Source organism: Campylobacter concisus ATCC 51562 (assembly GCF_000466745.1).
Lineage (GTDB): Bacteria > Campylobacterota > Campylobacteria > Campylobacterales > Campylobacteraceae > Campylobacter_A > Campylobacter_A concisus_B.
The window spans coordinates 170,947-197,233 of sequence record NZ_ANNI01000009.1 but is presented as its reverse complement, the minus strand read 5'-3'; the positions used below and the strand labels follow the sequence as shown (position 1 = coordinate 197,233).

Sequence of the window (26,287 nt, the reverse complement as noted above, 5' to 3'; positions counted from 1 at the left end):
ATTAAAAGGAAGTATCGTGCCTGATGTGAAAATAAGCTTTGTAGTGCCTGTTTTTAACAAAAAAGAGCACATTAGGGATTGCTTAAATTCGCTTATATCTCAAGACATGGATGATATTGAGATTATAGTTATTAATGATGGAAGTACTGACAATACGCTAGAAATATTAGAAGAATATAAAGATAAAATAATATTAAAAACAAAGAGCAATGCCGGTGTTAGTGCTGCCAGAAATGACGGTATATTGCTAGCTAGTGGCAAATATACTATCTGTGTAGATGCTGATGACTATGTGGAAAAAGATTATGCTTCATGCGTTTATGATATCGCAGAAAAATTTGATGCCGACATAGTGATAACAGATATGTGTAAGGTCTATGATTATAAAAAGCTCTTTTTGAAGGATTTTGAGACAAAAGAGGATGGCGTAATCGATAAAAACGAGTATCTAAAAAGGCTTTTAGCCTCAAGGCACAACAAAGTCTTGCATAATGCGGCAAACAAGGCGATTAGGACTAAAATTTTAAAAGAAAATTTATTTCCAGTTGGGATCACGCAAGCTGAAGATTTTCACACTGTAGTGAGAAATGTTATCGCTTCAAAAACTCTTGTAAAGCTAAATAAGACTTTTTATTGCTATAAGATAGGAAACAACAACACTGCTGGCTTTGAAAAATTAAAAGCTGTGATGGATCATAAATTTGTTTATGATGACATAATCTCAATTTTAAAAAACAAAAATTTAGCTCTTGAAATGGTGCCAGATCTAGAGCTTAGAAAGATAAAAAGCGTCTATATGCCAGCTATTTTGGCAAGACCAAATCTAAAAAATAGTAGCTATGTAAAGGCACTTGATCTTTTTTATGCAGATATTGATAGCATCATAAGCTCAGCTGGTTTTTCAAAGCTTAGATTAAAACAAAGAATTTTGCTTAAAGTGCTAAAAAATATAAAATCGTACGAAAATGTATCAAAAATTTTAAAAATCTTTAATACAATAAATGGCTTTTTGTCAAATAAAAAAATGAAAGAATTTAAAGAGTAGAAAATGATAAATATACTTGAGCTTGAAAGCTCTCTTGGATTTGGCGGACAGGAACACCGCACTCAGCGTGTAATAAATGGACTAGATAAGAGCAAATTTAAAGTTTTTTATGGGCTAAATCCTGGCTCAAAAAGCTTTGAGAAACAGATCGAGTGCGAATTCGTTGAGTTTAATCTCAAAAAGTCTTTTAATATCTTTGAAATTTTAAAAATTTGCAAATTTGTAAAGCAAAATAATATAAAAATCATCTCAACTCACTCAGGTAAAGATGGCACCATTGGAGCGATTGTTGGTAAAATTTGTGGCGTTAGCGTGGTTCGTACTAGGCATTTACAGCTGCCTATAACATCGTCCTTACCTTACAACCTAAGCACAAAAGTGGTCGGCGTTTGTGACTCAGTTTGCGCTGATCTTATCAAAAGAGGCGTCAAAAAAGAGAAGGTGTTAAAAATCTACACTGGCATCGATACGCAAAAATATACGCCAGAATTTAAGATAAATATGAAAAAAGAATTTGGCTTAAATGACGACGTAGTTGGAATTTGCATCGTTGCAGTGTTAAGAGCTGCTAAAAATCATAAGCTATTAATCGATGCATTTAGCGAGTTAAATTTAGAAAAGTCAGCCCTTTTTATTGTAGGTGATGGCCCGCAAAATAAAAATTTACACGAATATATAAAAGATAAAAAAAATATCTTTATGCTTGGCAGCAGAACCGATGTGAGCGATTTTTTGGGCTCACTTGATATCTGTGTGTTACCTTCAGAGATGGAGGCTATCGGTGGAGCGCTGCTTGAGGCATCTTCGTGCAAGCTAGCTACTATTGGAAGCGATGTGGGCGGACTTGGCGAGGCGGTAAGTAATGGCAAAAGCGGATTTTTATTTGAAAATGGCAACAAAGAGGAGCTAAAGAAGGTGCTCGAAAGGCTCATTTTGGATGAAAATTTAAGAAAACAGATGGGTGAGTTTGGCAGAGAGTATGTAAAAGAGATATTTAGTATCGAAAAAATGATAGAAAATACTCAAAATTTATATATGGAACTTGCAAAATGAGCGTAACAGTTTTAATGTATCATCATGTGCTTGAAAAGAGTGGGTTTATTGCAAGTAGCGTAGATGAGTTTAGAGATCAGATGAAATTTTTAGCTCAAAATGGCTACAAATCGCTAAGTTCGGCCGAGTTTGTGGCATATAAAAAAGGTGAGCTTAGTGTGCCAAAAAAGAGTGTCTTTATCACATTTGATGATGGCTGGAAGGATAATTTTGTCTACGCATATCCTATTATCAAGGAATTTAATCTTAAAGCGACTATTTTTCTAGTTGCTGGCTGGATAGAGCAGGCGAGTAGAAAAAGTGGCGAGTTTATAGAGTTAGATCATAACGAATACAAAAATGCTGCACCAACTAGACCTGAAGATGTATTTTTAAACTACGAGGAAATAGCAAAGATGAAAGAGTGCTTTGACTTTCACTCGCATACTTATACGCATTTTGATGATTATTTTGGTATTTGTGAAATGAAAGAAAATTTTACAAAATGCAAAGAATTTATATATAAAAATTTTGGCTTTGATGACAAGCTACTTTGCTGGCCAAGAGGTAAATTTAATGATGAGCTAAAAAATGTGGCAAAAAGCGCTGGCTATGAGGTATTTTTCACAACAAAGCGTGGGATAAATAAACCCGATGGTGTGCTTGATGATATAAGGCGAATAGCGGTAAAAAAAGATGCAAACTGGCTAAAAAAGACACTATTTATCTATCAAAATGACTTTTTAGGCTCACTATATTCAACACTAAAATCTTAAGAGAAATTTTACTTTGTAAAAATTCTCTCATTTTTAGCTATATGTTTTTCATAAAATCTTGAAATTTTGTATGAGAAATTTTTATTATATTTTTTAAAAAGAGAATTTATCTTCTCTTTTTGCTTTCTTTGGTTTTCCAAGCTAGAGTAGCCTAGCTCCTCTGGATGAGAAAAGATGTTGCTAAAGTACATTTTTATATCAGTGTTTTTTAAGATTGCCTCCCATTTATCGGCTCCGTAAAGGCCATCTTTGTAAAAATCAAGCAGAGCTTTTGCACTCTTTCTTGTTAGAATGTAAGCAGCCGTTCTATATATACTAGCGTATGAGTATGGTGAGATAAGATATAAATTTTCTTTTATTTTTTTACCAAAAGCACGAAATCTACTATTTAATCCATCTTGCACACCGCATATCAAAATGCTATCACTACTTATATCTTTGCATAGCAAAAAGGCCTCATCTATTAATTCGTCATTTCCAATAACATCATCCTCTAATATTAAAGTAAATTCCGCGTTGCCTTGTAAAAAATCCTCATAAGCTTTTATGTGTGACATTGTGCATGCTAGCTCACCTGGTGTCGCAATTAATGGCGGTATCTTAAATTTATAATCTTCATTGCAAGATTTTAATAAGCAATCTATCATGGCACTGTAATACTCATTGACACTAAAATTTTTAGCATCAACCGCATCTATTATTTTAAATTCATCATATCTTTTAAATTGTCTTTGTAAATTTTGCCTTCGCTCTTCATCTCTTTTTAATGATATTACATAGAGGGGATTATTCATTTTTTGCTCCAACTTTTAAGTCAAATTCTAACTTGACTTTATATGCAAGGCCTGCTAGATCAAGCTCTTTTTTGTTTATATGCTTTTGGGTGTTGATTAAATCGTCACTAGAATTTCTTTTATAAATTCCAGCGATTCGAGCTTTTTCATCAGCATTTAAAACACAAAGAATGTCGCATTTACTTATACGTAAAAGTGGATTTGCGCTTACGTATATTACGACTTTTACAAACGGCATGATAAATTTAAAGAATGGCTTTAGTTCATCTTGATGATCGCTTTTGATTTTTATCTTTGGACGAGCTATAAATAAATTTAGACTCATTACATCATCATCGATTACAGCGATTTGATAAGGTTTAAAGTTTTTAAATCCATTTTTTCTAATTTGCTTTGCAAGTGTGCTTTTGCCACTGCCGTGAAGCCCAGTAAGAGCGATTAAGGCTCGTTTTTTATCTTTTAAAATTTCTTTACAAGCCTCGTTTAATGCTTCAAGCATTATTTATAGCCTCTATTTCTAAAATTTGAATATAAATTTCCTAGCACTGGTGTAGAATAGATAAAAAGCTTCTTTTTGATCCTAAAAATGTAGTCACTCTCGCTCTTTGCATTGTTTGATATATCGATACGTCTTATCTTAAATTTATCATCTCCTGCGCAAAATCCGCCATCTATCACGCTAAAAGCAAAGTCATAATACTCTCTCACAATTTTTAGTGAAAGCTCGTTAAAGTGCCCTTTGGGGAAGCAAAATCCAAATTCTTTTTTTTCAGGAAATAGCTCTTTTATTTTGGCAAGTGAGCTAGAAAATTCCTCTCTTAATTTTTCTTCATCGTTGCTTTTGCAGGAAAAGTGGCTCGCTGTATGGCTATCAAACTCAAAAAGCCCGCTCTCTTGCATCTGCCTAATCTCGTCTAAATTTAAAAAATACTCCGCGTCTTTATCATAATCGATCTTTTTATGTTTTTTAAATGCAAAGTCGTAATCTTGCCTTTTAAAATCCTTGATCTTATCTGTTATCAAAAAGCACACAGCTGGGATATTTAGCTCTTTTAGGATAGGAAATGCAAATTTATAATTATCAAAATATCCATCATCAAAAGTTAGTAAAATGCTCTTTTTTGAAGCTTTTGTTCGGCCACTAGCTATATCTTTAAACTGGCTGTAGTTTATAAATTTATAGCCCTCATCTAGCGCCATAAGAAGTGCTTTTCTAAATAGCTCTGGTTTAATGGCAAAGTCGTTTTCATTGTTATTGCAGTGATGCATCGTTAGCACGCAAACTGGGTAGTTCATTTTTGCTCCAGTAAATTTTTAATAGCCTCTTTTAGCGCCTTATGGCTAAAGTTTTCATCCACAAATTTAAAGGCATTTTGTGAGTAAATTTTGGCTTTTTCAGGCTCATTTATCAGCTCTAAAATGCACTCTTTTAGCGAAATTTCATCTAAATTTCTAGCACAAAGCCCACGCTCTTTATCTTTAACTAGCACGTTCATCGGCGCGTTGTCATAGACCACGACTGGCACTTTTGAACTCATTGCCTCAAGTAGGACTGTACCAAGCCCCTCAGAGTGCGAAGCAAATACGTAGATATCAAAGCTTTTTATGATGTTTGCCGCGTCATTTCTAAAGCCAGTAAAGATGATCCTGTCTTTTTCATCAAATATAGAGGCGATCTGCTCTTTTGTGCCGTCGCTAATGTTGCCAGAAAAAACAATAGTCGCATCCTTTGTCTTTAAAATTTCTTTTGCGGCACTTGCAAAGTCAAAGACACCTTTTTTGCGGTAAAGAGAAGTAAATGTACCGATTACTAGCTCATTTTTAGCGATCTTAAACTCATCTCTAAAAGTGCTTTTTGTGCTATCAATCTTTTCAACATCAACCGTGCTTGGCATAAAAAAGAGCCTATCTTTGCTAACGCCGATGCTTAGCAGGTACTCTTTGACACTATCTGAGATGTATAAAATTTTATCAAATAGTCTTTTGTGCATTAGTTTTGAAAGAAAGCCTTTTATAGGAAAAAGATTATGCCTTTCCTTGTAAAATTTAACGCCCCTTTTGCGGTAAAAAAGCCCAGCTATGGCCCCAACCCAGCTATCAGTAGAGCCATGTGTGATTACGATATCTATCTTGTTTGAGCTTATCGCTTCGCAAAGTGCTGGTACGCTTTTATGAAAATTTTTCTTATTCATCTCTTGTGCTATAACACTAAAGCCTTCTTCTTTTGCAATGCTTTCTATCTGAGAGTTTGGATTACAAAAAAGTATGACATTGTGACCCATCTCACGCATAAAACGCATCTCGTTTAGCGTCTTATTTTGCTCGCCACCCCAGTTAAAAAGTGTCTGCGTGTGAAGAATATTCATCTGCCTATCCTAAAATTTCTTTTATTTTGGCTTTTATCTTTGGCATTTCGTCGCTAAAATCCATCAACGTTTTTTCTACACCATGCTTTACTATGCCTTCTTTGTCGCAAGGCACAAAGTCCCAGTCTTTTTGATAAACAGTGTGTTTGCCCATGCTTTGTATACCATTTTGGGCCGTGTAGCCATTTTCCATGAGCGAGTTGTCCCACGGTCCCCACTCAAAAGCGTTACTTGGGCCAAAAAAGGCGATCACAGGTACGTCGTTTGCTGCGGCTATATGCATGATAGCAGTATCGACGCCGATAAAAAGGCTTGAATGCTTTGATAGGGCGATCGTTTGTTTCAAATTTAGCTTGCCACCTAAATTTATAGGCTTACTCTTGCAAATTTTTAGCACGCTTGCTAGCTTTTCTAGCTCATTTTCTTTATTATCACTTGTTAGCACGACCTTTACACCAAGCTCATTTTTGCAGTAGTCTATGAGCTCTGCCATGCTCTCATCATTTGCGCATTTAAACATCCAGCGGCTTGTTAGATGCATATGTACAAAGCATTTTGGTAAATTTAGATGCTCTACGCTTTCGTCTGAAAATACGCTCACCTTTTTATTTATTGGTTCAAACCCCAAAGCCCTTAAAGCGTTTAGATTATGATCGATCGTATGTGAAAAATTTTCGTAGTATTTCGCCTTAACGTTTAGAAGTTTATTTATTGATTGATTTTTGCCAAGAAAGCCTACTATTTTTTTGATCTTTGCATATTTTGAGATGATGATGCCGCGATCTCCCGTGGTTGTTTGCACAGCCATATCGTATTTTTCTTTTTTGATGGCTTTTATAAATTTTATTTCAGTAATTAGTTTTTTAAAAAAGCCAGAATTTGCACTTTGTCTATCGTAAATGTGGATTTTGTTTATGTAAGGATTTCCTTCTATCATCGCTTCTGTGCCTTTGTTTAGGGCAAAGTCGATGGTTGCGTCTGGGTAGTAGTGGTGCAAATTTTCAATGAGCGGCGTGGTTAAAAGTACGTCGCCGATATTTCTAAATTTAATTACAAGTATTTTCATTTTATATATTTCCAAAATGTGTACTGAGCGTAAAGTCTAGCGATAACATAGCCCGCAAAGCCCTCTTTAAAGCCGCCTTTTAGCACATAAAGCTTAAAAAATGTCCACGCTGGGCTTGTTAGAGCTTTAAATAAATTCTTTTTTGCGCCCATGCTTGAGTAGCGATTTTGCTTAGCGATAAACTGCTCGATGCTCTCATATGCATAATGCAAGAAGTGATTTTTAAGCGCTCCAAGCTTTTGTGAGTCATCATTTAAAATGACCTTTTCATGCACGGCTCTGCCATCAAATCCGGCAAAATTTTTGTTAAAAAGCCTCACTGTGTAGTCTGGATAGAGTCCCATATTTTTGATCGCTTTGCCAAAGAAGAAATTTAGCCTAGCTACGTTGTAAGCCATAAATTTTGGCTCTTTTAGCGTACTGATGATCTCATCTTGAAGCTCATTTGTGATCACCTCGTCGCTGTCAAGCACAAAGATCCACTCATTTTTAGCTAGATCCACGCCCTTTTGCTTTTGCGCGCCAAATCCAAGCCAAGTTTGCTCGTGAAATCTCACGTTGATAAAGCCATCACAAATTTGCCTTGTGCTATCTTTTGAGCCGCTATCAACCACGATGACCTCATCAGCAAAATTTGTACTTTCTAGCACTTCTTGCAGATGTTTTTGGCTGTTAAAAGTTAAGATAACGACACTTAGCATTTATACTCATTTTCGTAAAATCTCTTAAATCTTTGGTGAAACCAAAAGTATTCTTCAGGCCTTGCTCTAACCATCTCTTCGCACGCGCTGCACTGCATTTGCGTTACTTTTTGCACTGCCTCTTCTTTGTTAAATTTATTTATATCAATGGCTGGCGAAAAGCAAATTTCACTTATATTTTCATCTTTTTGATAGATAAATGCATTAATTATTAGGGCGTTTGTTTTTTGAGCTAGCACGCTCGCAGCCGGTGTGTGAAGTACATCTTTGTCAAAAAATTTCACCTTTATGCCATCTTTTGGAGCGGTATTTTGATCGACTAAAATTCCCACTATTCGCCTAGCTTTTAGCGCTTTTAAGATGTCTTTTGCGCCGCCATCTTTGTCAATGAGCTCCACGTCAAACTGCGATCTATTTGCACTTAAAATTTTATCCATACTTTTACTATCAAGCTTTCTGCCAAGCACTGAGACTGCACCGAAGCGAGCAGCCATTGCTAAGCTAAAAAGCTCCCATTGTCCAAAATGCGCGGTCGTCACGATAATCGGACGATCAAGCTTAAGTGCTTCAAGCAGATTATGTTCATTTTTAAAGCTAACTTTTTCAAGCACTTTTTGCTTTGTCGTGTTTTGATTTAGGATGAAATTTATACCAAGATATTTTGCGAAGTTGTAGTAGCATTTTTTAGCGATCTCAAGTTTCTCTTCCTTGGTTTTTGACTCACCAAATGCAAGATTTAAATTTGTCATAACGATATGAAATCTCTTTTTTTTAAGTTTCATAAACGCAAACGCTAAAAATTTGGCAAGCAAATCTCTAAGTGAACTAGGCAGTAAAAATATAAAAAATTTTAAAGTATAAAAGCCAGCCAGATAGAGTCTATCCATTTAGCAGCCTTTTTGCGAAATTTGCAACCGTTTCTGGGAAAATTTCTCTTATGCAAAAGTCGTTTTTATCGATACTTCTGGCATCTATTTGCTTACCCATATCTATAACTAAATTTTTATCCGTGATGTAAGCATTTCTGTGGCTTGGACGGTTGCCAAAAAGTGTGATAGAAGGCCTATTTATCGCCCAAGCAAGGTGCGTTAAGCCACTATCGTTGCCAATTACTAAATCACAGCTTGCAATGAAGCTTATCATCTCTTTTATGTTAAGTTTTTCAAGTAGCTTTGCTAAGGTGCCTGAGATGATCGCCTCAGCCCTTACTTTCTCGCTCTCACTTCCGTAGCAAAGATAAATTTCACATCCATCAAGTAGTCTAATCACGTCTTTAAATTTGTTATAAATTTTGCTCTCTTCGCTTGCAAAGGCAGCGATTAAAACGCGCTTTTTACCACTTTCATTTTTATAAATTTCACTTACTTCAAAGCAAGGTGCTTTTTCTAAAATTTCACTTGCTTCAAAGCTAAAATTTAGAGCAAAAGCCACAAGCGCTAAATTTCTAATGATTATATTTTCATTGTAATCAATTTTAAATTTATATCTATAAAGCCTAGCCGCGATCTTTTCTTTGACACTTTCTCTACTAAAGCCATAAGTTTGCTTGCCTATTATTTTTGCGACGACGGCCGATTTAAAAAGTCCTTGCAGATCGATCACTTTGTCAAATTTACCAAGGGTTTTTAGTATCTTGTAGCTTTGTTTAAAGCTTTGTTTAAGCGGTAAAACGACTAGCTCGTCGATAAGCGGATGATCTTTTAAAAGGCTTGCAAAACGGGCATCAATTAGCCACGTGATATGGGCATTTGAGTAGTGCTTTTTGATAAACTGAAGCACAATAGCTGCATGCACGATATCCCCAAGAGCGGAGAGTTTGACGATGGCTATTTTTAGTTGATTTTTGTTTTGCATTGATCACTTTAGATATAAATTTTTGGTATGATTTTAAAAAAAAATGCTTAAAAAAGGGCTAAAATGGCGAAAAGTTACATCTGTGTCTTTGACTGCGAAACGATACCTGATGCAAATTTGATAAGAAAAATTTATGGCATTGATGGGAGCGATGAAGATGTGAGCGTGCAAGCGATGGCGCTGCAAAAAGAGGCCAGTGGGAGTGAGTTTTTGCCTGTGATGTTTCATAGAGTAGTCGCAATCTCTGCTGTTATGGCTGATGAGTACGGCAAATTTTTAAAAGTTAGCACGATGGAGGGCAAGGATGAGCGCGAGATCATCGCTAAATTTTTAAAATTTATAAATGATTATAACCCAAGGCTTGTTAGCTTTAATGGCCGTGGCTTTGACCTGCCGATGCTAATGGTACGTGCGATGCGCTACAACCTAAACGCGGCGGCGTATTACGAGAGCGAAAACAAAGAGCTAAATAAAAACAAATGGGAAAATTATAGAGCAAGGTATTCGCCTAAATTTCATCTTGATCTGCTTGATTTTATAAGCGATTTTGGAAGCGTAAGAGGGCTAAAGCTTGATACACTTTGTGCTAGCTTAAATTTACCTGGCAAGTACGACGTGCACGGCGATCAAGTGCTTGAGCTATACTATGCAGGCGAGCTTGATAAGATCAACGAATACTGCGAAAGTGACGTGCTTAATACCTACTGGCTTTTTTTAAAATTTGAGCTTTTACAGGCAAATATCTTGCAAGATGACTATATAAATCACCTAAACGTGATGAGTGAATTTCTAGCCAAAAACTGCGCTCACAGAGGATACACTGAGGTCTTTTGCACTGCGATAAGTGATGAGCTAGCTAGACTTAATGGCAAGCTTGATTACGAGATAAAGATCCAAAAAGAAGACGATGAAGAATTTGATGATTTTAGTGATCTTGACGGCACAAAAGATACGCCAGAGCAGCTAAATGAGCGTTTGGCAAGACAAGGGCTTGATGGGCTTTTAAAAAAAGCTAGCGAGGTTGTGTCAGCTACAAAAAAAGATAAGAGTTTTGCCGAAGAGAAACTACCTGAAATAAATTTGGACGAAGAGTAGAAATTCTACGCTTTTAGGCTGTAAAATATCTTTTGCTACTCTATGGAATTAATATCCTGATCCGTGGGAATATCACGGGTACTCAAATCCAAATTCATACTCTTTTAAAACTCTATTAGAAAAGATGAATTTCTCGTAGTAGAGTGGCATATCAAATTCTTGTAAGAGTTTGCTTTCATTTTGCTCAGTGATGTAGGTGACAATAGAGGTGGCATTTTCTTCTTGCAGCTCGTTTGGCTTACCTAGCTTCTTTAAAATTTGCTCTTGTTTGTCACCAAGTTTGATACCAGAATTTGTAGTGAAATCTTTTATTTTGCTGGAATTTATATAATCTTTAGTCAAATTTTTATCAAAAAATTTTACATTTATCCTTTGGACCTCACCGCTACCACCACAACAAAAATCGAGCGTCATTATCTGTGTTCTTGATAAATTTATGAAGCTTGCCTTTTCGCCATCTAAGAAATATTTGATTTTTTTAGATGATAAATTACTTGTAGGTAAAATTTTACCTACTTTGATTTTGTCTATGCTTGTTGTGCGCGGTAAATTTTCACTAGCTGTTAAATTTAGAAAACCTAAAATTAGAGATAGTATTAAAAAATGTCGTATCATGTTATTCCTTTACTGTAATTTTTTTGGAGGCTTAGAGTTATTTGGATTATTTTTTATGTTAATAGTAGCATGAATACTCTTTTTGTGTTTTAATAAATTTTTCATAATTTCTTCAAACTCCAAAAGCTCTTTTTGGGTGCCAGTAACTCCAATACAACCAAGTGTTCCTTTGTTGTTACCATCGGGATGAATTCTTAGAAGTGATCTTTCAGTTTTAAATTGTGGATTTAGGTTAAAACTAAAACCTACTCCATGAATATTCATACCAGGATTATAATCTTTGTCTTTTCTTCTGTTTCTATATGTATCAACTGTATATTCTCCATTTTGTGGAGCGCCGCTTCCAAATCCACCAGCTACCATTGTAATGGACAGTATAATGTCATCATTTTCTTTTAAATATAAAAGTCCATTTCCCATTTTACTATTTTCCATTGTTCCCTCGATTAATATGTTGTATATCTTATTATTGACATCAACCCCACCCCCCTTATCCCCATCTTTCCACATACCTTTATCTACTCTAGTTAAACTCTTTGATTCATTAAAAGAGTTAATAAATTTATCCATAATTCTCTTTACTTAATAAATTTATACCAAGCTTATCATCTTTATCTGCATTGGACTGATTATTACTAGAGCTCTCTTCTTTTGCATAAATTTGATAGCTCTTATTTGTATTCTCATCACTTTTTAGCTCTTTGCTTAGCTTACCATCTTCGTTTTCAATGATGAGATTATTTATTGTTATAGTCTCTATATTTTTATAGACTATTATTGATATTTATTTTTCAATTTCTTGTGAAATTTATCAAAGCTCGTGTATAGCCTTTTATCTATTTCTTTAAGTTTGGATAGGAATTCTTCTTATTCTATCTGTTGTAAATCATCGCTTTTCAAAATAGTTTTTCTTACTTAAAAATGTTCAAATACATTTTTCTACGAGACATTATGTCGCCATAAATTTCATATATGTAGTTTGAATTTTTAAATTTATTCCCATCAAGCGCTCATTTACATTATTTTTTATTGGTGTTGATTTTGATAAAATTTCTAAACTTTTGGTATTTCTTTTATTTACCCAAAAATAACCACCATTTGTACAATGTATGTCACCCTCACATTCGAACATCGGAATAGCTATTAAAATTTTTCATTTTCATAGTAATATTCTATTTCTTCGGCTTTAAAAAAAGTAATTACAAAATCATGCACGCTAGCCCTATTTATCAAATTTTAAGTATTTACTATCACAATCTTCAAAATGATTATACTCGTTCATAGAGTTTCCGTAGTTTTGTATGACTATGCTACCATTTTCATACATCCCGTCAATCTTTTTAAATTTTATATAAAATTCACCTTCGCCATTGCTTTTTATGCTTGATATATAGCCTTGTGATTTTGTCTGATTATTATCAACTATCTTGTAAAAATACTTTGCCTTATTAGTATTTTTCGTTATTTCTATTGAAATATTACAAGGCTCATTCTTGTAAAACCCAGTTAAATTTATATCTTTTGCGTAGGTGCTGCATACTATAAATAACAGCATTACTAAAAATCGTATTTTATTCATTTTCTACTCCTAAAATTGTATTAATTTTTTTCTTCTTTTTATAATGATGTCTTTCGCTTTTCCGTTTGGTAATTTTAAATAATCTTTTGTTAGCTCAAGGTATCTTAAGCGACACTCATTTGATTCAGAGTTATTTAAATTGGCATATTTATAAACAGCATCGTGAATATTCCATACTTTACTGCTTTTAATAGAGTAGTTATTGTCTTCTAGATTATTAAAACTATCCCTCAAACATTCAATTGTTGAATGCATTTTGAGTAACTTATTTTTCCTATCACTAAATCCATTAAAACCTCCATTTATTCTATATGTAATATAAATTAAATCATCATCGTCAGCCATATTATTCAAATTAACATTTAGGTGTTTAGCCCAATACCATCCAGCTGAATCTACAGCATATTGTTTTTCTTCTAACTTAGTATTATTGCTTCCATCTGTGAAATTAATACCCTTGTAAGAACCATATGCGGTATAATTTTTTCTTCCAGTAATTTGAATTAATCCTCTACCTTTGAAGCGTTTTCCATCTCCTGGCTGAGTATTTCCCAAATCCTTTCTACCTTCATATGCTGAACCGTCCGCGATTTCCTTTAAGTATACAAATTCTCCAGACTCATGTCTTATTTGTGCTAGGAAGTGTATTTTTCTTTTGCAAGTGTTAATATTATATTCTTTCATAGTAGAATTAATGTAGTTTAAAAAAATATTTGTGTTGTCTTCACTGACCCCTAATTTAATTAATTCTTCTTTTGATATATTTCTGCCGCAAAGACAGCTTTCTCTCATCTTTATCCTAACCCCCTCATCCCCATCTTTCCACATACCTTTATCTATTCTAGTTAAACTCTTTGATTCATTAAAAGAGTTAATAAATTTATCCATATTCTCTTTATTTAATAAATTTATACCAAGCTTATCATCTTTATCTGCATTAGACTGATTATTAGGGCTCTCTTCTTTTGCATAAATTTGATAGCTCTTATTTGTCTTCTCATCACTTTTTAGCTCTTTGCTTAGCTTATCATCTTCATAGATATTTATCTCATTTGATGAGATATCTTTACTTATATATAAGTAATTATCATTTTTTATTAAAGCATCGTCTTTATTATCACTAAGATTTAATTTAGCATCAAATGTCTTCTCTTTTATAGCATGCTCAAACTCATATATAACTAGCTTATCGTCTTTAAATTTAATATATAGAGGTATCTTTATATCTATTCTTATATGATTTTTGCCATATCTTGTAAAAAACTTAAATTTATCCTTATCACCTTCAAGATATGCAAAAAATACTATAGTATGACCACCTTGTTTTAGTTTATCTAGATCATCTTTTTGTATAACATCTGAAATTTTAAATGTTATCTCTTTACCCTTTTGATCTTTTAAGCCTACTACATCTTTTGGATTTGATTTGGATAGCTCATCATACTCTTTACTATTTATTACCTTATATCCCCAAAGTATCTCTTTATATCTCTTACTACCTTTTTCTTGTTTATATATAGCCTTTAAGCTTATTGGCTCATTTGTCTTAAATGGATACTCACTATCAGAGATTACATTTGTTATATGATCTGTTATATCTCTTAACGAGACCTTATTGCTATAGCAAAAGTTAGAACTACTCTTATCTTGATATCCTAAAGATATTACAGCTGTATCAGTGTGAGCATGAATATCTTTAGTGCTATAAACTTTACTTAGATCACTTGAATAAAGTATAAATTTAGTATCTCCTTTATTCTCTTTGTCTATTGGGATATTAAATGTAGCTGTATATGAGTTTTTGATATCCGAGTCTTCATTTTTTACTAAAGATATACTCTCATATATACTTTTATCAAAGCAGTGATGAAGATATATCTTATCTATATCTTCACTTACCTCACCATCTTCGTTTTCAATGATGAGATTATTTATTGTAAGAGTAAGACCTGAACTTGATGCTGATGTAGGTACTATATTATTGCCATGAGCTAGACGAAGCTTTATATCAAACATAGCTGAGTCTTTATCATCTCTTAGGGTAAAGTTATTCTCTTTAGCAAAATTTAATAAAGAGAAATTTAGGTGTTTGTTGTTAGACGTTTGGTCTTCAAAGTACTTCATACTTATAGCGCCATCTTCTAGTTTATACTCTATATCATCGCTATTTTGCTTTATGCTAGTAAAGGTAGCACCATTTATCTTATCTTCTTCATTTTTGTTTTCTTGATAAAGTATTACCGTATCTTTGCTCTTTGCATTTTTAAATTTTATCTCTTCATTTTTACTATCTTCATAAGAGTCAAATTTAAAGTCAGTAAGTAATAGCTCGCATAAATTCACCTTGCCATAGTTTGGCCTACTAGAATTTAGCTCTTTTGGGTTTAGCTCACTGCAATCAAATGGAGTCTGACTAGCTAGTACGACGGTAAATTCGCTCTTTTTAGGTTGAAAGACTCTAATAGGAGTTGTCATCTTCCTTGGACATAGTAAGAGTATATTTTCTTGTTTATAAAATTCCTCCTCTCTTTGTCTTAAGAGCTTATTTATTCTTGAAGTGTTTGAAGCATTTGAGCTGATTAAATTTACGCAGTATATATTTTCAAGGTTAAAGGTCTTTGTACTTTGAGCGCTTAATAAAGAATTTATCTTTGTAACAAATGGCTGAAATAATGCCTCACATTTTGATGTATCTGGTGCGTTTAAATTTGATCCATTTTCTTGAAGCTTCATAAATTCTAAATGAGTGACGTTTTGGATAATCTCTTTATTGTTTTGATTTTTTGATTTATATTTTGCTTTGGATATATTTAAATGGCTAAAAACATCTATACACTCGGTAAAATTAACATTTTGTTCATCACTTTCATAAAGTCCAAACTGATTTGAAATTTTTTCTCGTAAAAGAGATGTTTTATTATTTGCTTCATCACCAAAGCTTTCATATGCTAGCCAAAACCAGGCCTTAAAACGATTTTTGCTTTTGATGTAGCTTGCTAGGGATGGATCAATATTACTTTTTTTGTTGATATAAAGAAGTGCTAAAAGCGCGACATGCTCTCTTGAAATTTGGCTGTTTTGTGTATCTGAAGTGAGCGAAACGGCTTGTAAATTTTTAAGCGGAGAGTTGTTTAATTTTTGATTTATCTCTTGGATTAGTGGCGTAAGCTTTTGCTCCAAGATAGCATTTAGCTGATCTTCTGAGCTAAATTCAAACTCAGGCAAAGTATCGGCACCTCCAGACTTTGCATAAGCCCCTTTTGCGGCATCATTTATCTTTTTAAAAAGTTCATCTGTATTTATCTTTTCTATGGTAGTCTTACTGGTGGTGTTAGCAATAGTTTTCTTGACATCTTTTATGACTTTTTCTTTGTTGTTTTTATAAATTTGAGCACAAATAAGCTCTATATCATCTTTTAGGCTAAAACCATATCCAATAAGTAGTTTGTTGTTAGATATAAATGGTCTGCTTATGTCATTGTCATATGAAAATTTTATAATATCTATTAAATTTCTTTTAAAATTTACATCATTTCTGGGCGTTAGAGGCATTAAACTTCCTTGGAAATTTTTGCTAAATATTAGCACAAACTTAAAAAGTATTCAACAATAAAACTTTATAGTAAAAATTTATGTCAAAAACATAAATTTGCATGTTTTTATTTTTGACAAGGCTATTTAAAAGGGCTTGTAAATTTAAAGCACCTTTATAAACTCTTTAAATTTATCGCCTCGCTCGGCATAGCTCTTAAACTGATCAAGGCTCGCAGCTGCCGGGCTAAGAAGTGCTATCTCGTTGGTCTTTAGCTCTTTATTTATCTCATTTACAGCATTTTGTAAAAAATCGCATTTTAAAGCCGGTATGCCAAATTTAGTCGCTAATTTCATGAGTTTGTCACTATTTGAGCCAATGGCGTAAATTTTTACTCTTAAACTCTTTAAGCCTTCAAAAAGTGGCGTCATATCAACACCCTTATCATCGCCACCAAGTATTAGATGTATGAAATGATCTTTGTAGCGTTTAACGGCTTGTATGCTTGCGTCTATGTTAGTCGCTTTTGTGTCATTGACCCAGATTCTGCCATTTTTATCGCTAAATTCTTCAAGCTTATTTGCCTCGATGACGAAGGTATTTAAAAGCGCGACATCGCAGCGGTCAAATAAAATTTTCTCTACCGCAAGTGCTAGCAACGCGTCAAGTAAAAATGGCGTTTTGAAATTTATATCATCTACGCTTACACCGCAAAATTTAGCCAGATCGCTCTCGTCTTTGTAAGCAATCACTTTTGCCTTTGTTGGCGTATTGGCGTAAATTTCAGGCACTATCGCCACGCTACTTTCGCTCATGCTAGCAAGCGGCTTTAACTTAGCCTTTTCATACTCACTCATGTTACCATGCCAGCTTAGATGATCTGGAGTGATCGGCAAAAGCACGTAGATACCAGGTGTAGCGTGATTTGTGTAGTGAAGAGTGAATGAGCTAGTCTCAAGTATCCAAATTTTAGCGTGCGGATCTAAATTTGCTAGTGCGATACCAACATTACCGCCCATGACTGAGCCCTTGCTATCTAGTAGGTGCTGTGTCATCTTGGTTGTCGTAGTCTTGCCGTTTGTGCCACTTATCCAGATATTAAATGGCAGATTTTCTTTATAAATTTCATAAAAATAGTCATACTCGCTTACCAAATTTCTAGCTTCTTTAATAAGCTCGTGATGAGGCGGGATGCCTGGACTTGGTATCTCTAGGCCGCTTTTTGCTGGATCAAATTCGCTAACTGGCAAAAGAGCATTGCCAAACTCGTCCTTAGAAATTTCACTAAATTTATCATCATAGATATCCCAAAGACCGTCTTTTGTAAAATTTTTAGCGATAGCCTTTGTCGTGCCACCATAGCCAAATAGCGATTTTCTCATGACTTTCCTTATCTGATCTTTAGCGCAGTTAATGCGATTAGATTTGCTAAAAGTGCGATGATCCAAAAGCGAACGATGATCTTATTTTCCGCCCAGCCTTTTATCTCAAAATGATGATGTATGGGCGCCATGAGAAAAATTCTGCGTTTGAAAATTTTAAAGCTTCCCACTTGTAAGATAACGCTTAGGGTTTCAACGACAAAGATGAGGCCGATGATGATGAGTAAAATTTCGTTTTTTGTCGCAACGCCCATAAAACCGATATATGCTCCAACGCTTAAGCTACCGCTATCGCCCATAAAGACTTCAGCTGGATGGCAGTTAAACCATAAAAAGCCCATCAATGAGCCAATTAGGGCTGAAGAGACAACAACGCTTTCACCAACGCCTATGATCTTTGGCAAGAGTAAATATGAGCTAAAGACAGCGTGTCCGCAGATATAAGCAAAAACGCCAAGTGTCAGAAGCGAAAATATAGATGGCACAGTAGCTAGCCCGTCAAGCCCGTCTGTTAAATTTACCGAATTTGAAGCAGCGACTATGACTAGTGTCCAAAAGAAAATGGCAAAAATTTTTAAATCTAAAATAGGTTGTTTAAAAAAAGGTAGATAAAACTCGGTGCTAAGCTCATGACTTGCATATAAAAAAACAGAAATTACAAAGGCTATTAAAAACTGAAAAAAAAGCTTTGCTTTTGGGCTTAGGCCGGCGTGGTTTTTTGCTCCTAAAATTTTACTGTAATCGTCCTTGTAGCCAAGCAGCGTAAAGCAAACTAGGCAAAAGAGAGATGTTAAGACAAATGCGTTATCAAGCCTTGCACAAATTATCGTGGAAAGTACGGCTGTAAAGACAAAAACAAGTCCGCCCATGGTCGGCGTTTTGGCCTTTTTTTGGTGAGTTTGTGGGGCAAGCTCGTAGATAGGCTGGGCGGCGTTTTTTGCCTTTGCCCAAGTGATAAATTTGGGCATCAAATAAGTTGTAAGTGCAAAAGCGATGAAAAAAGCGATACCAGCACGGACGGTGATGTATTGAAAGATATTAAAATTTAAAATTTCATAGATATAGTAAAACATGAGAGCCTTTATTTTTAAAAAAAGCAATTTTAGTATAATGGCCTTAAAAATTATCTAAAATTAAGGATAAATTTTCAAAATGAGTCAAAAAACTATTTTAATAATAACTGATGGTATTGGATTTAATAAAAGCGGTAAATTTAACGCATTTGAGGCGGCTAAAAAGCCAAATTACGAGAAATTTTTTAAAGAAATTCCAAACTCGCTCATAAAAACCTCTGGAAACGCTGTGGGACTACCTGAAGGGCAGATGGGAAACAGCGAAGTAGGGCATATGTGCATAGGAAGCGGACGAGTTTTGTATCAAAATTTGGTCAAAATTTCACGCAGCTTCGCTGATGGCTCTATAGCAGAAAATGAAGCCTTAAAAGCTCTTTTTAAAAAGTGCAAAAAAATTCACGTCATAGGGCTTTATAGCGATGGTGGCGTGCACTCTCATATGGAGCATTTTAATGGTATGTGTGAGCTTGCTAGCAAAAATGGCTGCGAGGTTTTTGCCCACGCTATAACTGACGGACGCGACGTTAGCCCAAATAGCGGCATAAATTTCATAAAAAGCTTAGAGGCTAAATTTAAGGTAGCTACCGTTTGTGGAAGATTTTACGCGATGGATAGAGATAAACGCTGGGAGCGCGTAAAAGAGGCCTATGATAGCTTGGTAAATGGAGCAAATTTAAGTAGTTTAACGCCAAGTGAGTATCTGCAAAAAAGCTACGATGAGGGCGTGACTGACGAGTTTGTAAAGCCAGTAAGCTTTAATGGCTTTAAAGGCATAGGCGAAGATGACGGCGTGATCGTAATAAATTTTAGAAATGATAGAGCAAGAGAAATTTGCCAGGCTCTGGGCGAAGAGAAATTTAGCGAGTTTGAGCGACCTTTTGCTATCAAAAATCTAATCACCATGACCGAATACGACGCAAATTTTAATTTTGAAGTGCTATTTAAAAATGAAAAGATAAAAAACACTCTAAGCGAGGTCATAGCAGCGGCTGGACTAAGGCAGCTTCACACGGCTGAGACTGAAAAATACGCCCACGTAACATTTTTCTTTAACGGTGGCATCGAGGAGTTAGCCAGCAACGAAACAAGGGTGCTTATCCCTAGCCCAAAAGTAAAAACCTACGACGAGAAGCCAGAGATGAGCGCTGCAGAGGTTTGCAAAGCCGTGCTAAAGGGTATGGATGATGAACAAGACTTCATCGTGGTAAATTTCGCAAATGGCGATATGGTAGGGCACACTGGAAATTACGAGGCCGCTATAAAGGCAGTAGAGGCAGTAGATACGGCTCTTGGAGAAATTTACGCTAAAGCAAAAGAGAAAAACTATGCGATGATCATCACGAGCGATCACGGAAACTGCGAAGAGATGCGTGATAGCAGCGGTGAGCTACTGACAAATCACACGACCTATGATGTCTTTTGTTTTGTGATGGCTGATGGCGTAAAAAAAGTAAAAAATGGCGGTCTAAACAACATCGCGCCTAGTGTTTTAAAGATCATGGGGCTTGAAATTCCAGCTGAGATGGACGAGGCGTTAATATAAAATAATGGAGCTAGTCGAGTTTTTTGGAGCAGATAAAGTCATAACTTTCATGCTCCTTTTTGCACGTCTTAGCGGGCTTATTGTATTTTTTCCATTTTTTTCTCACAATCAAATCCCACTTAGCGTAAAAACTTTACTAGTTTTTGCCCTTTGTATCGTGCTTTTTCCATTATCTCACACCCATGAGCACGCTATAAATTTTTTGATCATGGAAATTTTAAGTGAGGCCATGCTCGGACTTTGTGCTGGACTTTTGCTAAATATCGTTTTTGCCATACTTCAAATGGCGGGCGAGCAGATCTCTATGATTATGGGTTTTTCGATGGCTTCAGTGCTTGATCCGCAAACTGGTACAAATTCGCCAGTGATCGCAAATATTTTAAATTTTATTGCACTTCTTGCATTTTTGATGCTTGATGGGCATCATTTGATATTACAGTTTTACTCCACTTCACTTTCTGCTATACCGCTTGGAGATTTTTATCCAAGAAGCGGTGTGATGAGCTACGCCCTAAAGCTCTTTGGTAATCTTTTTATGTTTGGATTTGTTCTGGCTTTTCCTATCATCGCACTTTCTATACTTTCAGATGCTATTTTTGGCATGCTTATGAAAACTATGCCACAATTTAACCTATTAGTTGTTGGCTATCCTATTAAGGTAAGTATCGGTTTTTCGGTTTTGATAGCTATTTTAGCTGGCATTATAAAAATCATAACTGATATGATGGTGCAGATTTTAAACGATATGCCAGCACTATTTTTTTAAGTAAATAGCAATGAAATTTATCATAAAATACAGCCTCAAGCTCTTCAAGGAGGGATCATGAAAGTTGCACTTGTAAACAAAAACCCAGCAGTTTCTCGCCTTATAACGTTAAGTTTAAATAAGCTAGGCATAGAATATAGCGAATTTGACGATGTTAATAGTGTTGGCGATCAATTTGATTATATTATCATCGATAGTGATATGGATAGCAGCGATGTTAATTTAAATCAAAAGATAATGTATCTAGCACCTAGAGGCGGCGAAAAGCCTGATTTTGCTGATGTTATGCTTGAAAAGCCCTTTTTACCAACAGAATTTATTAGTTTGTTTGAACAAAACAAAGATACTGACAATGATAAAGAACTTGAGCTTGGATTAGATGAGCCTGCAAATTTTAATGACTTTGACGAAAGCAATAAAAACTTTGATGATTTAGAAAATTTTGAGCTTCCAGAAATTGACATGGGACTTGAAAATTTAGCAAAAGAAAAAGAAGATGATAAGGCAGATAAATTTGATAACGAGGCTTTAGACGATGAGTTTTTAAAAGAGGAGCTAAGTGAACTAGAGGCCGAGGATTTAAAGGATAAAGATATTAGTTTTGATGAAACAGACACTGAACTTATAGATGATGATATGATAAATGACATAGCTAGCAAATATATGGCTGATTCAGAAGATATAGATAAATCCTTAGAGCAAAACAATGAGCTGCCTGTGATAAAAGAAGAGCATAGCAATGACTTTGATGAGCTTAGTTCGCTTGTAGATGAGATAGATGATATGGGCGAGAGCGACTTGGCGGATGAAGAGGCGAAAAACGAGCTTGATAAAATGGTCGAGCAAAATTCTCAAAATTTAGAAACTACTGAGCTTAGTGAAGACTTTGTAGATGATATAAGTCAAAGTAAAAAAGAGCTCAGCGAGATCGAGTCTTTGGATAAAGAGCTAAACGAAGAAGCTAGCGAAGATAGCGAAAATTTTGATGAGCTAGAGACTGATTTTGGTAGTGATGAAAATTTTGGGCCTGAAAGCAGCGAGGCAAATTCGATAGATGAAGCTAGTCAAAATTTAGAGGAAGATATAGATAAAGAATCTACCAAAGAAGCAGAGGACATTTCTTTGGAAGAAGATATAGACCTTGAAAAAGAGCTAGACAAAGAAGATCATGAAGAAATTTCTGAAGAAGTCCTTGCTCAAGAAGATCTAGGTGTGGTAGATGAGACATTTGAGGAAGAAAATTTTAAAGAAGAAATGTTAGATAGCCCAAATTTTGATGTAGCGTCTATTGAGGAAATAGATGAAAATACGATGCAAGCAGCATTTGGATTAAATAATGCACCACAAACTAGCTCATGCGATGAAACAAAAATCGATGCTGACTATAAAGAAGAGCTAACCAAAAAGATCACAAAACACGTCCATGAGTCGTTAAATGAAAGCTCGCTAAGAGATGTGCTAAAAGATATGAACATAAAGATAAATATAAGTTTTGAGGAAAAGTAGTTGCAAGGACAAATTTTAGTAGTTTCTGGACCTAGTGGAAGTGGGAAAAGTACGCTTTTGGGTCGTCTTTTAAAGGAAGAGAAGGATCTTTATTTTTCTATTTCAAGCACGACAAGGGCAAAAAGAGAAGGTGAAGTCGATGGAGTGGATTACTATTTTATAAAAGAAGATGAATTTAAAAGCGGCATAGAAAAGGGCGAATTTTTAGAATGGGCGCAGGTGCATAAAAACTATTATGGAACGAGTCTAAAGCCTGTTTTAGCAGCACTTGAAACTGGGAAGATAGTTATATTTGATATCGACGTACAAGGCTTTCACATCGCACTTGAAAAATTTAGAAGCTACATAACTTCAGTTTTTATCACAACTGCAAATAAAAAAGAGCTTAAAAAACGCTTGAAAAACCGCGGAACTGATAGCGACGAAACGATAGAAAATCGCCTAATGAACGCAGTTGGCGAGATGGAGCACATCTTAGAATATGATTATTTTTTGGTAAATGATGACATTGAAAAGAGTTATAAAGGCCTAAAATCAATTCTTAGAGCGATGAGGTTAAAAAGCACGAAAATAGATCTAAGACGCGTTATTGATGAGTGGATAGATTGCTAGAAATTCAGGAATTTATGATAACATTTTGAAAAATTTATTGAGGAGAAAAAATGGGTTCTTTTAGTATTGGTCACTGGCTAGTTGTTTTAGCGATTATTGTTTTACTTTTTGGAGCAAAGAAGATCCCAGAACTTGCAAAAGGACTAGGCAAAGGCATAAAGACTTTTAAGGCTGAGATGGAGGATACAACCCCTGAAAAAAGTGAGAAAGTCGAGCATAAAGAAGAGAATGCCGATAGTCAAAAAATAGAAGAAACAACTAAAAACGCATAGGTTTAGAGTTGAAAAATAAAATAAAAGCTGAAATTTCAAAGGTTTTAGAGCGTGAATTTGTGCTTGAAAAGCCAAAGGATAAAAATTTAGCCCACTATGCTACGCCACTTTTTAGTCTAGCAAAGGAGTTAAGAAAGTCACCGGCTATGATATCTAGCGAGTTTGCTGATAAATTTAGTGATAGCAAAATAGTTGAAGCTAGTGCAGTAAATGGCTACTTAAATTTCAAGCTAAAAAGCAAGTTTTTAGATGAAATTTCAAAGCAAATTTTGCTAGACAGCGAAAATTTTGCAAAAGAAGATGTGAAAAAAGATAGCTATTTAATAGAATACATCAGCGCAAATCCAACTGGACCACTTCACATCGGACATGTTAGAGGCGCAGTTTACGGCGATACTTTGGCAAGACTTGGCAAAAGACTTGGCTATGCTATCTCAACAGAGTACTATATAAACGACGCTGGTAATCAAATCGACCTGCTTGGTACTTCGATATCGCTTGCGGCAAAAGAGCAGCTTTTTAACGAAAATGTCGTCTATCCAGAGAAATACTACCGAGGCGATTATATTTTAGATATTGCTAAGCTTGCAAATGAGAAATTTGGCAAGGAAATTTTTTATGACAAGAGCAGAAACCTTGAGCTTGCCGAGTTTGGCAAGGATATCGTACTTGAGATCATCAAAAAAGATTTAGCAGATGTTGGGATATTTATAGAGAGCTGGGCTAGTGAGAAAGCTCTTTATGATGGCTTAGAGCCAACTATAAATAAGCTAAAACGTTCAAATCAAATGTATGAAAAAGAGGGCGCTACTTATATCGCTTCAACTACACTTGGCGACGATAACGATAGGGTTGTGGTTAGAAATGATGGTAGACCGACATATCTAGCTGGCGACATTATCTATCATAACGCTAAATTTGAGAAAAATTTCGATCACTACATAAACATTTGGGGTGCAGATCACCATGGATATATAGCAAGGCTAAAGGCTGCGATAAATTTTCTTGGATACGATGAAAACAAGCTTGAAGTGATACTTATGCAGATGGTTAGCCTGCTAAAAGATGGCAAGCCATACAAGATGAGCAAGCGTGCTGGTAATGCTGTGCTAATGAGCGATATCGTAAGTGAGATCGGTGCTGAGGCACTTAGATTTATCTTTATAAGCAAGGCAAATACGAGTAGTTTGGAATTTGATGTGGATGAGCTTAAAAAAGAGGACAGCTCAAATCCTATCTTTTATATAAACTACGCTCACGCTAGGATAAATCAAATCTTCACAAAGGCTGAAAAGAGCGTTTGTGACGTGATAAATGCAGACTTTGAATGCTTAGATGAAAATGCTAAAAATTTACTTTTTGAAGCGCTAATCTTGCCTGAAATTTTAGAGGATGCTTTTACTTCAAGGCAACTTCAAAAGATCCCAGACTATCTGAAGTCGCTGGCTGCTAGCTTTCATAAATTTTATAATGAAAACCGTGTGGTTGGAAATGAAAACGAAGATAGCTTACTAAAAGTCTTTGCAGTCGTTGCTATCTCGATAAAAACAGCATTTAATATAATGGGAATTACAGCTAAAGATAAGATGTAGAATTTGCATTTATTTTGGCTAAAAGCAACAAAATTAAATTCGAAAAAAGGTTTATTTAAAAATATCTCAAACTCATAATGCTCTTGAGAATTTAAACACCTTTTTTCTCAAATACAATCGCAATAGTTTTTACTATGATCTTTATCTCCAACCAAAGTGACCAATGCTTTATGTAGTAAAGATCATACATTAGTTTTTGTTTGGCGTCGTGTGTATTTGAGCCATAAGGGTAGTTTACCTGCGCCCAGCCAGTAATCCCTGGGCGAACGATGTGGCGTTCGTTGTAGTAAGGTATCTTTTTTTCGTAGTCATGAACTAATATATCCCATTCTGTACGCGGACCTATTAGGTGCATATCGCCGCGAAATACATTGATACATTGAGGTATTTCATCTATTCTAGTCTTACGCATAAATTCGCCAAATTTAAATACTCTTGTGTCGTTTTTTTGAGTATATGGGTTATGTTCTGAGTTTTCGTACATCGTTCTAAATTTATAGCACTTAAATATTTTAGTATTCAGCCCAACCCTATTTTGCAAGAAGTAAAGGCTGCCAGGGGACTGCTCGTCTATCTTTTTCTTTACGTAAAATTTAAGCACAAAAAGTATCACAAGAAGCAGTGAGCAGCTTGTATAGTCTATCACGCGTTTTAAGGCGTATTCAAGGGCATTATAAGGCTTTATGTCGTTTAAAAAGTTTAAATTTTCGCCATTTTCTGGGATATAACATTTGTGCAGATAAATTTCTAAAAAATTCTCTACATTTAGAAATTTTATCTTTTTATACTTCGTTTTAAACTGCAAAAGCGTGAGAAATCTCACCAGTTTGCCATCAACTGGCTTTGCGGTGTTTAGTACGATCAGCCTTTGATCACCTGATTTTATGAGATTTTCTAGTGCGCTTCGCAAGGCTTTTGCGTCGCTATTTTCATGGGATAAAAAATTTACTTGACCAAATTTCTTTCTAAGCTTTTCTAGTTCTAAGCTGGTAAAAGCATATTTTTCGCCAAGGATGATCATAGTCCTATCCCTTTATCTTTATTTTAAATTTGCATTATAAAATTCGTCTAATTATACCCAAACGT

At 35.0% G+C, this 26,287-nt stretch carries 26 protein-coding genes; 10 read left to right on the top strand and 16 right to left on the bottom strand.

The window, feature by feature from the left end:
* Window positions 1–16: 16 nt before the first annotated feature.
* The 3 genes from ATCC51562_RS08000 to ATCC51562_RS07990 are packed head-to-tail and all read left to right on the top strand — an operon-like array spanning window position 17 to window position 2,853.
* Complete coding sequence (locus tag ATCC51562_RS08000; protein WP_021091628.1) at window positions 17–1,045, top strand: glycosyltransferase family 2 protein; 1,029 nt, start codon at window positions 17–19, stop codon at window positions 1,043–1,045.
* A gap of 3 nt (window positions 1,046–1,048) precedes the next feature.
* A complete protein-coding gene (locus tag ATCC51562_RS07995) occupies window positions 1,049–2,098 on the top strand; it encodes a glycosyltransferase family 4 protein (protein WP_021091697.1) in 1,050 nt (349 codons plus the stop codon).
* Window positions 2,095–2,853 (top strand): polysaccharide deacetylase family protein, encoded by a 759-nt coding sequence (locus ATCC51562_RS07990; RefSeq protein ID WP_021091761.1) that lies wholly within the window; start codon window positions 2,095–2,097, stop codon window positions 2,851–2,853. Before ATCC51562_RS07995 ends, ATCC51562_RS07990 begins: the two co-directional genes overlap by 4 nt.
* A gap of 8 nt (window positions 2,854–2,861) precedes the next feature.
* Here the strand turns inward: ATCC51562_RS07990 and ATCC51562_RS07985 are convergent, their stop codons facing one another.
* The 8 genes from ATCC51562_RS07985 to waaC are packed head-to-tail and all read right to left on the bottom strand — an operon-like array spanning window position 2,862 to window position 9,634.
* Entirely contained in the window at window positions 2,862–3,647 is a 786-nt protein-coding gene (locus tag ATCC51562_RS07985; RefSeq protein WP_021091636.1) for a glycosyltransferase family 25 protein, read from the bottom strand.
* The gene (locus tag ATCC51562_RS07980) at window positions 3,640–4,146 is read right to left on the bottom strand and encodes a hypothetical protein (RefSeq protein ID WP_021091611.1); all 507 of its coding nucleotides are present in this window, start codon (window positions 4,144–4,146) and stop codon (window positions 3,640–3,642) included. Before ATCC51562_RS07980 ends, ATCC51562_RS07985 begins: the two co-directional genes overlap by 8 nt.
* Complete coding sequence (locus ATCC51562_RS07975) at window positions 4,146–4,943, bottom strand: polysaccharide deacetylase family protein (RefSeq protein ID WP_021091546.1); 798 nt, start codon at window positions 4,941–4,943, stop codon at window positions 4,146–4,148. Before ATCC51562_RS07975 ends, ATCC51562_RS07980 begins: the two co-directional genes overlap by 1 nt.
* Window positions 4,940–6,013, bottom strand: a complete 1,074-nt coding sequence (locus tag ATCC51562_RS07970) for a glycosyltransferase family 4 protein (protein ID WP_021091840.1) — start codon at window positions 6,011–6,013, stop codon at window positions 4,940–4,942. Before ATCC51562_RS07970 ends, ATCC51562_RS07975 begins: the two co-directional genes overlap by 4 nt.
* A 4-nt stretch (window positions 6,014–6,017) precedes the next feature.
* Entirely contained in the window at window positions 6,018–7,079 is a 1,062-nt protein-coding gene (gene rfaQ / locus ATCC51562_RS07965) for a putative lipopolysaccharide heptosyltransferase III (RefSeq protein ID WP_021091871.1), read from the bottom strand.
* Window positions 7,076–7,780, bottom strand: a complete 705-nt coding sequence (locus ATCC51562_RS07960) for a glycosyltransferase family 2 protein (RefSeq protein ID WP_021091563.1) — start codon at window positions 7,778–7,780, stop codon at window positions 7,076–7,078. Before ATCC51562_RS07960 ends, rfaQ begins: the two co-directional genes overlap by 4 nt.
* Window positions 7,774–8,667 (bottom strand): lipid A biosynthesis lauroyl acyltransferase, encoded by an 894-nt coding sequence (locus tag ATCC51562_RS07955; RefSeq protein WP_021091665.1) that lies wholly within the window; start codon window positions 8,665–8,667, stop codon window positions 7,774–7,776. The genes ATCC51562_RS07960 and ATCC51562_RS07955 overlap by 7 nt, the downstream gene beginning before the upstream one ends.
* Window positions 8,660–9,634, bottom strand: coding sequence for a lipopolysaccharide heptosyltransferase I (gene waaC, locus ATCC51562_RS07950; RefSeq protein WP_021091621.1), 975 nt, complete (start codon window positions 9,632–9,634; stop codon window positions 8,660–8,662). The genes ATCC51562_RS07955 and waaC overlap by 8 nt, the downstream gene beginning before the upstream one ends.
* A gap of 63 nt (window positions 9,635–9,697) precedes the next feature.
* On the opposite strand from waaC, the gene ATCC51562_RS07945 reads away from it, so the two are divergent.
* Complete coding sequence (locus ATCC51562_RS07945) at window positions 9,698–10,729, top strand: 3'-5' exonuclease (protein ID WP_021091648.1); 1,032 nt, start codon at window positions 9,698–9,700, stop codon at window positions 10,727–10,729.
* A gap of 72 nt (window positions 10,730–10,801) precedes the next feature.
* On the opposite strand, the gene ATCC51562_RS09755 is transcribed toward ATCC51562_RS07945, so the two are convergent.
* From ATCC51562_RS09755 to mraY, 7 genes are all read right to left on the bottom strand, one after another.
* Window positions 10,802–11,344: a hypothetical protein gene (locus tag ATCC51562_RS09755; protein ID WP_021091701.1), complete on the bottom strand. Its 543-nt coding sequence runs from the start codon at window positions 11,342–11,344 to the stop codon at window positions 10,802–10,804.
* A 9-nt stretch (window positions 11,345–11,353) separates the two neighbouring features.
* A complete protein-coding gene (locus tag ATCC51562_RS07935) occupies window positions 11,354–11,914 on the bottom strand; it encodes a hypothetical protein (protein ID WP_021091835.1) in 561 nt (186 codons plus the stop codon).
* A 379-nt stretch (window positions 11,915–12,293) separates the two neighbouring features.
* Window positions 12,294–12,476: a hypothetical protein gene (locus tag ATCC51562_RS09630; protein ID WP_021091560.1), complete on the bottom strand. Its 183-nt coding sequence runs from the start codon at window positions 12,474–12,476 to the stop codon at window positions 12,294–12,296.
* Between the two features lie 90 nt (window positions 12,477–12,566).
* Window positions 12,567–12,923 carry a hypothetical protein gene (locus ATCC51562_RS09475; RefSeq protein WP_021091589.1) on the bottom strand — a complete coding sequence of 119 codons (357 nt, stop codon included), beginning with the start codon at window positions 12,921–12,923 and terminating at the stop codon, window positions 12,567–12,569.
* Between the two features lie 9 nt (window positions 12,924–12,932).
* Window positions 12,933–16,475: a glycoside hydrolase family 19 protein gene (locus tag ATCC51562_RS09470; protein WP_021091881.1), complete on the bottom strand. Its 3,543-nt coding sequence runs from the start codon at window positions 16,473–16,475 to the stop codon at window positions 12,933–12,935.
* 144 nt (window positions 16,476–16,619) lie between these two features.
* Entirely contained in the window at window positions 16,620–17,837 is a 1,218-nt protein-coding gene (gene murD, locus ATCC51562_RS07920; RefSeq protein WP_021091735.1) for a UDP-N-acetylmuramoyl-L-alanine--D-glutamate ligase, read from the bottom strand.
* Between the two features lie 8 nt (window positions 17,838–17,845).
* Complete coding sequence (gene mraY, locus ATCC51562_RS07915; protein ID WP_021091573.1) at window positions 17,846–18,910, bottom strand: phospho-N-acetylmuramoyl-pentapeptide-transferase; 1,065 nt, start codon at window positions 18,908–18,910, stop codon at window positions 17,846–17,848.
* A gap of 79 nt (window positions 18,911–18,989) precedes the next feature.
* Between mraY and gpmI the strand changes: the two genes are divergently transcribed.
* From gpmI to argS, 6 genes are read left to right on the top strand one after another with little or no spacing between them, the layout of a single operon-like run.
* Window positions 18,990–20,453 (top strand): 2,3-bisphosphoglycerate-independent phosphoglycerate mutase, encoded by a 1,464-nt coding sequence (gpmI, locus tag ATCC51562_RS07910; protein WP_021091831.1) that lies wholly within the window; start codon window positions 18,990–18,992, stop codon window positions 20,451–20,453.
* Window positions 20,454–20,457: 4 nt separating this feature from the next.
* The gene (gene fliR / locus ATCC51562_RS07905; RefSeq protein ID WP_021091844.1) at window positions 20,458–21,219 is read left to right on the top strand and encodes a flagellar biosynthetic protein FliR; all 762 of its coding nucleotides are present in this window, start codon (window positions 20,458–20,460) and stop codon (window positions 21,217–21,219) included.
* Between the two features lie 57 nt (window positions 21,220–21,276).
* Window positions 21,277–22,725: a hypothetical protein gene (locus ATCC51562_RS07900; RefSeq protein WP_021091839.1), complete on the top strand. Its 1,449-nt coding sequence runs from the start codon at window positions 21,277–21,279 to the stop codon at window positions 22,723–22,725.
* Window positions 22,726–23,337, top strand: a complete 612-nt coding sequence (gene gmk, locus ATCC51562_RS07895) for a guanylate kinase (protein WP_021091851.1) — start codon at window positions 22,726–22,728, stop codon at window positions 23,335–23,337. It abuts the gene before it with no gap.
* Window positions 23,338–23,387: 50 nt separating this feature from the next.
* Window positions 23,388–23,609, top strand: a complete 222-nt coding sequence (tatA, locus tag ATCC51562_RS07890; RefSeq protein WP_021091616.1) for a twin-arginine translocase TatA/TatE family subunit — start codon at window positions 23,388–23,390, stop codon at window positions 23,607–23,609.
* 8 nt (window positions 23,610–23,617) lie between these two features.
* Window positions 23,618–25,201, top strand: a complete 1,584-nt coding sequence (argS, locus tag ATCC51562_RS07885) for an arginine--tRNA ligase (protein WP_021091767.1) — start codon at window positions 23,618–23,620, stop codon at window positions 25,199–25,201.
* A 91-nt stretch (window positions 25,202–25,292) separates the two neighbouring features.
* Here argS and ATCC51562_RS07880 read toward each other — a convergent pair whose 3' ends face one another.
* Window positions 25,293–26,222, bottom strand: coding sequence for a sugar transferase (locus tag ATCC51562_RS07880; protein WP_021091856.1), 930 nt, complete (start codon window positions 26,220–26,222; stop codon window positions 25,293–25,295).
* Window positions 26,223–26,287: the final 65 nt, after the last annotated feature.

What these genes read in the sequence shown, in the direction of transcription:
- waaC (WP_021091621.1), bottom strand. Translation starts at nt 9,634, where the DNA reads ATGCAAAACAAAAATCAACTAAAAATAGCCATCGTCAAACTCTCCGCT.
- ATCC51562_RS07975 (WP_021091546.1), bottom strand. Translation starts at nt 4,943, where the DNA reads ATGAACTACCCAGTTTGCGTGCTAACGATGCATCACTGCAATAACAAT.
- ATCC51562_RS07990 (WP_021091761.1), top strand. Translation starts at nt 2,095, where the DNA reads ATGAGCGTAACAGTTTTAATGTATCATCATGTGCTTGAAAAGAGTGGG.
- ATCC51562_RS09755 (WP_021091701.1), bottom strand. Translation starts at nt 11,344, where the DNA reads ATGATACGACATTTTTTAATACTATCTCTAATTTTAGGTTTTCTAAAT.
- ATCC51562_RS07945 (WP_021091648.1), top strand. Translation starts at nt 9,698, where the DNA reads ATGGCGAAAAGTTACATCTGTGTCTTTGACTGCGAAACGATACCTGAT.
- mraY (WP_021091573.1), bottom strand. Translation starts at nt 18,910, where the DNA reads ATGTTTTACTATATCTATGAAATTTTAAATTTTAATATCTTTCAATAC.
- rfaQ (WP_021091871.1), bottom strand. Translation starts at nt 7,079, where the DNA reads ATGAAAATACTTGTAATTAAATTTAGAAATATCGGCGACGTACTTTTA.
- tatA (WP_021091616.1), top strand. Translation starts at nt 23,388, where the DNA reads ATGGGTTCTTTTAGTATTGGTCACTGGCTAGTTGTTTTAGCGATTATT.
- ATCC51562_RS09470 (WP_021091881.1), bottom strand. Translation starts at nt 16,475, where the DNA reads ATGCCTCTAACGCCCAGAAATGATGTAAATTTTAAAAGAAATTTAATA.
- ATCC51562_RS07985 (WP_021091636.1), bottom strand. Translation starts at nt 3,647, where the DNA reads ATGAATAATCCCCTCTATGTAATATCATTAAAAAGAGATGAAGAGCGA.
- ATCC51562_RS07980 (WP_021091611.1), bottom strand. Translation starts at nt 4,146, where the DNA reads ATGCTTGAAGCATTAAACGAGGCTTGTAAAGAAATTTTAAAAGATAAA.
- ATCC51562_RS07935 (WP_021091835.1), bottom strand. Translation starts at nt 11,914, where the DNA reads ATGGATAAATTTATTAACTCTTTTAATGAATCAAAGAGTTTAACTAGA.
- ATCC51562_RS07880 (WP_021091856.1), bottom strand. Translation starts at nt 26,222, where the DNA reads ATGATCATCCTTGGCGAAAAATATGCTTTTACCAGCTTAGAACTAGAA.
- ATCC51562_RS07900 (WP_021091839.1), top strand. Translation starts at nt 21,277, where the DNA reads ATGAAAGTTGCACTTGTAAACAAAAACCCAGCAGTTTCTCGCCTTATA.
- gpmI (WP_021091831.1), top strand. Translation starts at nt 18,990, where the DNA reads ATGAGTCAAAAAACTATTTTAATAATAACTGATGGTATTGGATTTAAT.
- ATCC51562_RS07955 (WP_021091665.1), bottom strand. Translation starts at nt 8,667, where the DNA reads ATGGATAGACTCTATCTGGCTGGCTTTTATACTTTAAAATTTTTTATA.
- fliR (WP_021091844.1), top strand. Translation starts at nt 20,458, where the DNA reads ATGGAGCTAGTCGAGTTTTTTGGAGCAGATAAAGTCATAACTTTCATG.
- ATCC51562_RS07960 (WP_021091563.1), bottom strand. Translation starts at nt 7,780, where the DNA reads ATGCTAAGTGTCGTTATCTTAACTTTTAACAGCCAAAAACATCTGCAA.
- ATCC51562_RS07995 (WP_021091697.1), top strand. Translation starts at nt 1,049, where the DNA reads ATGATAAATATACTTGAGCTTGAAAGCTCTCTTGGATTTGGCGGACAG.
- murD (WP_021091735.1), bottom strand. Translation starts at nt 17,837, where the DNA reads ATGAGAAAATCGCTATTTGGCTATGGTGGCACGACAAAGGCTATCGCT.
- ATCC51562_RS09475 (WP_021091589.1), bottom strand. Translation starts at nt 12,923, where the DNA reads ATGAATAAAATACGATTTTTAGTAATGCTGTTATTTATAGTATGCAGC.
- ATCC51562_RS09630 (WP_021091560.1), bottom strand. Translation starts at nt 12,476, where the DNA reads ATGTTCGAATGTGAGGGTGACATACATTGTACAAATGGTGGTTATTTT.
- ATCC51562_RS07970 (WP_021091840.1), bottom strand. Translation starts at nt 6,013, where the DNA reads ATGAATATTCTTCACACGCAGACACTTTTTAACTGGGGTGGCGAGCAA.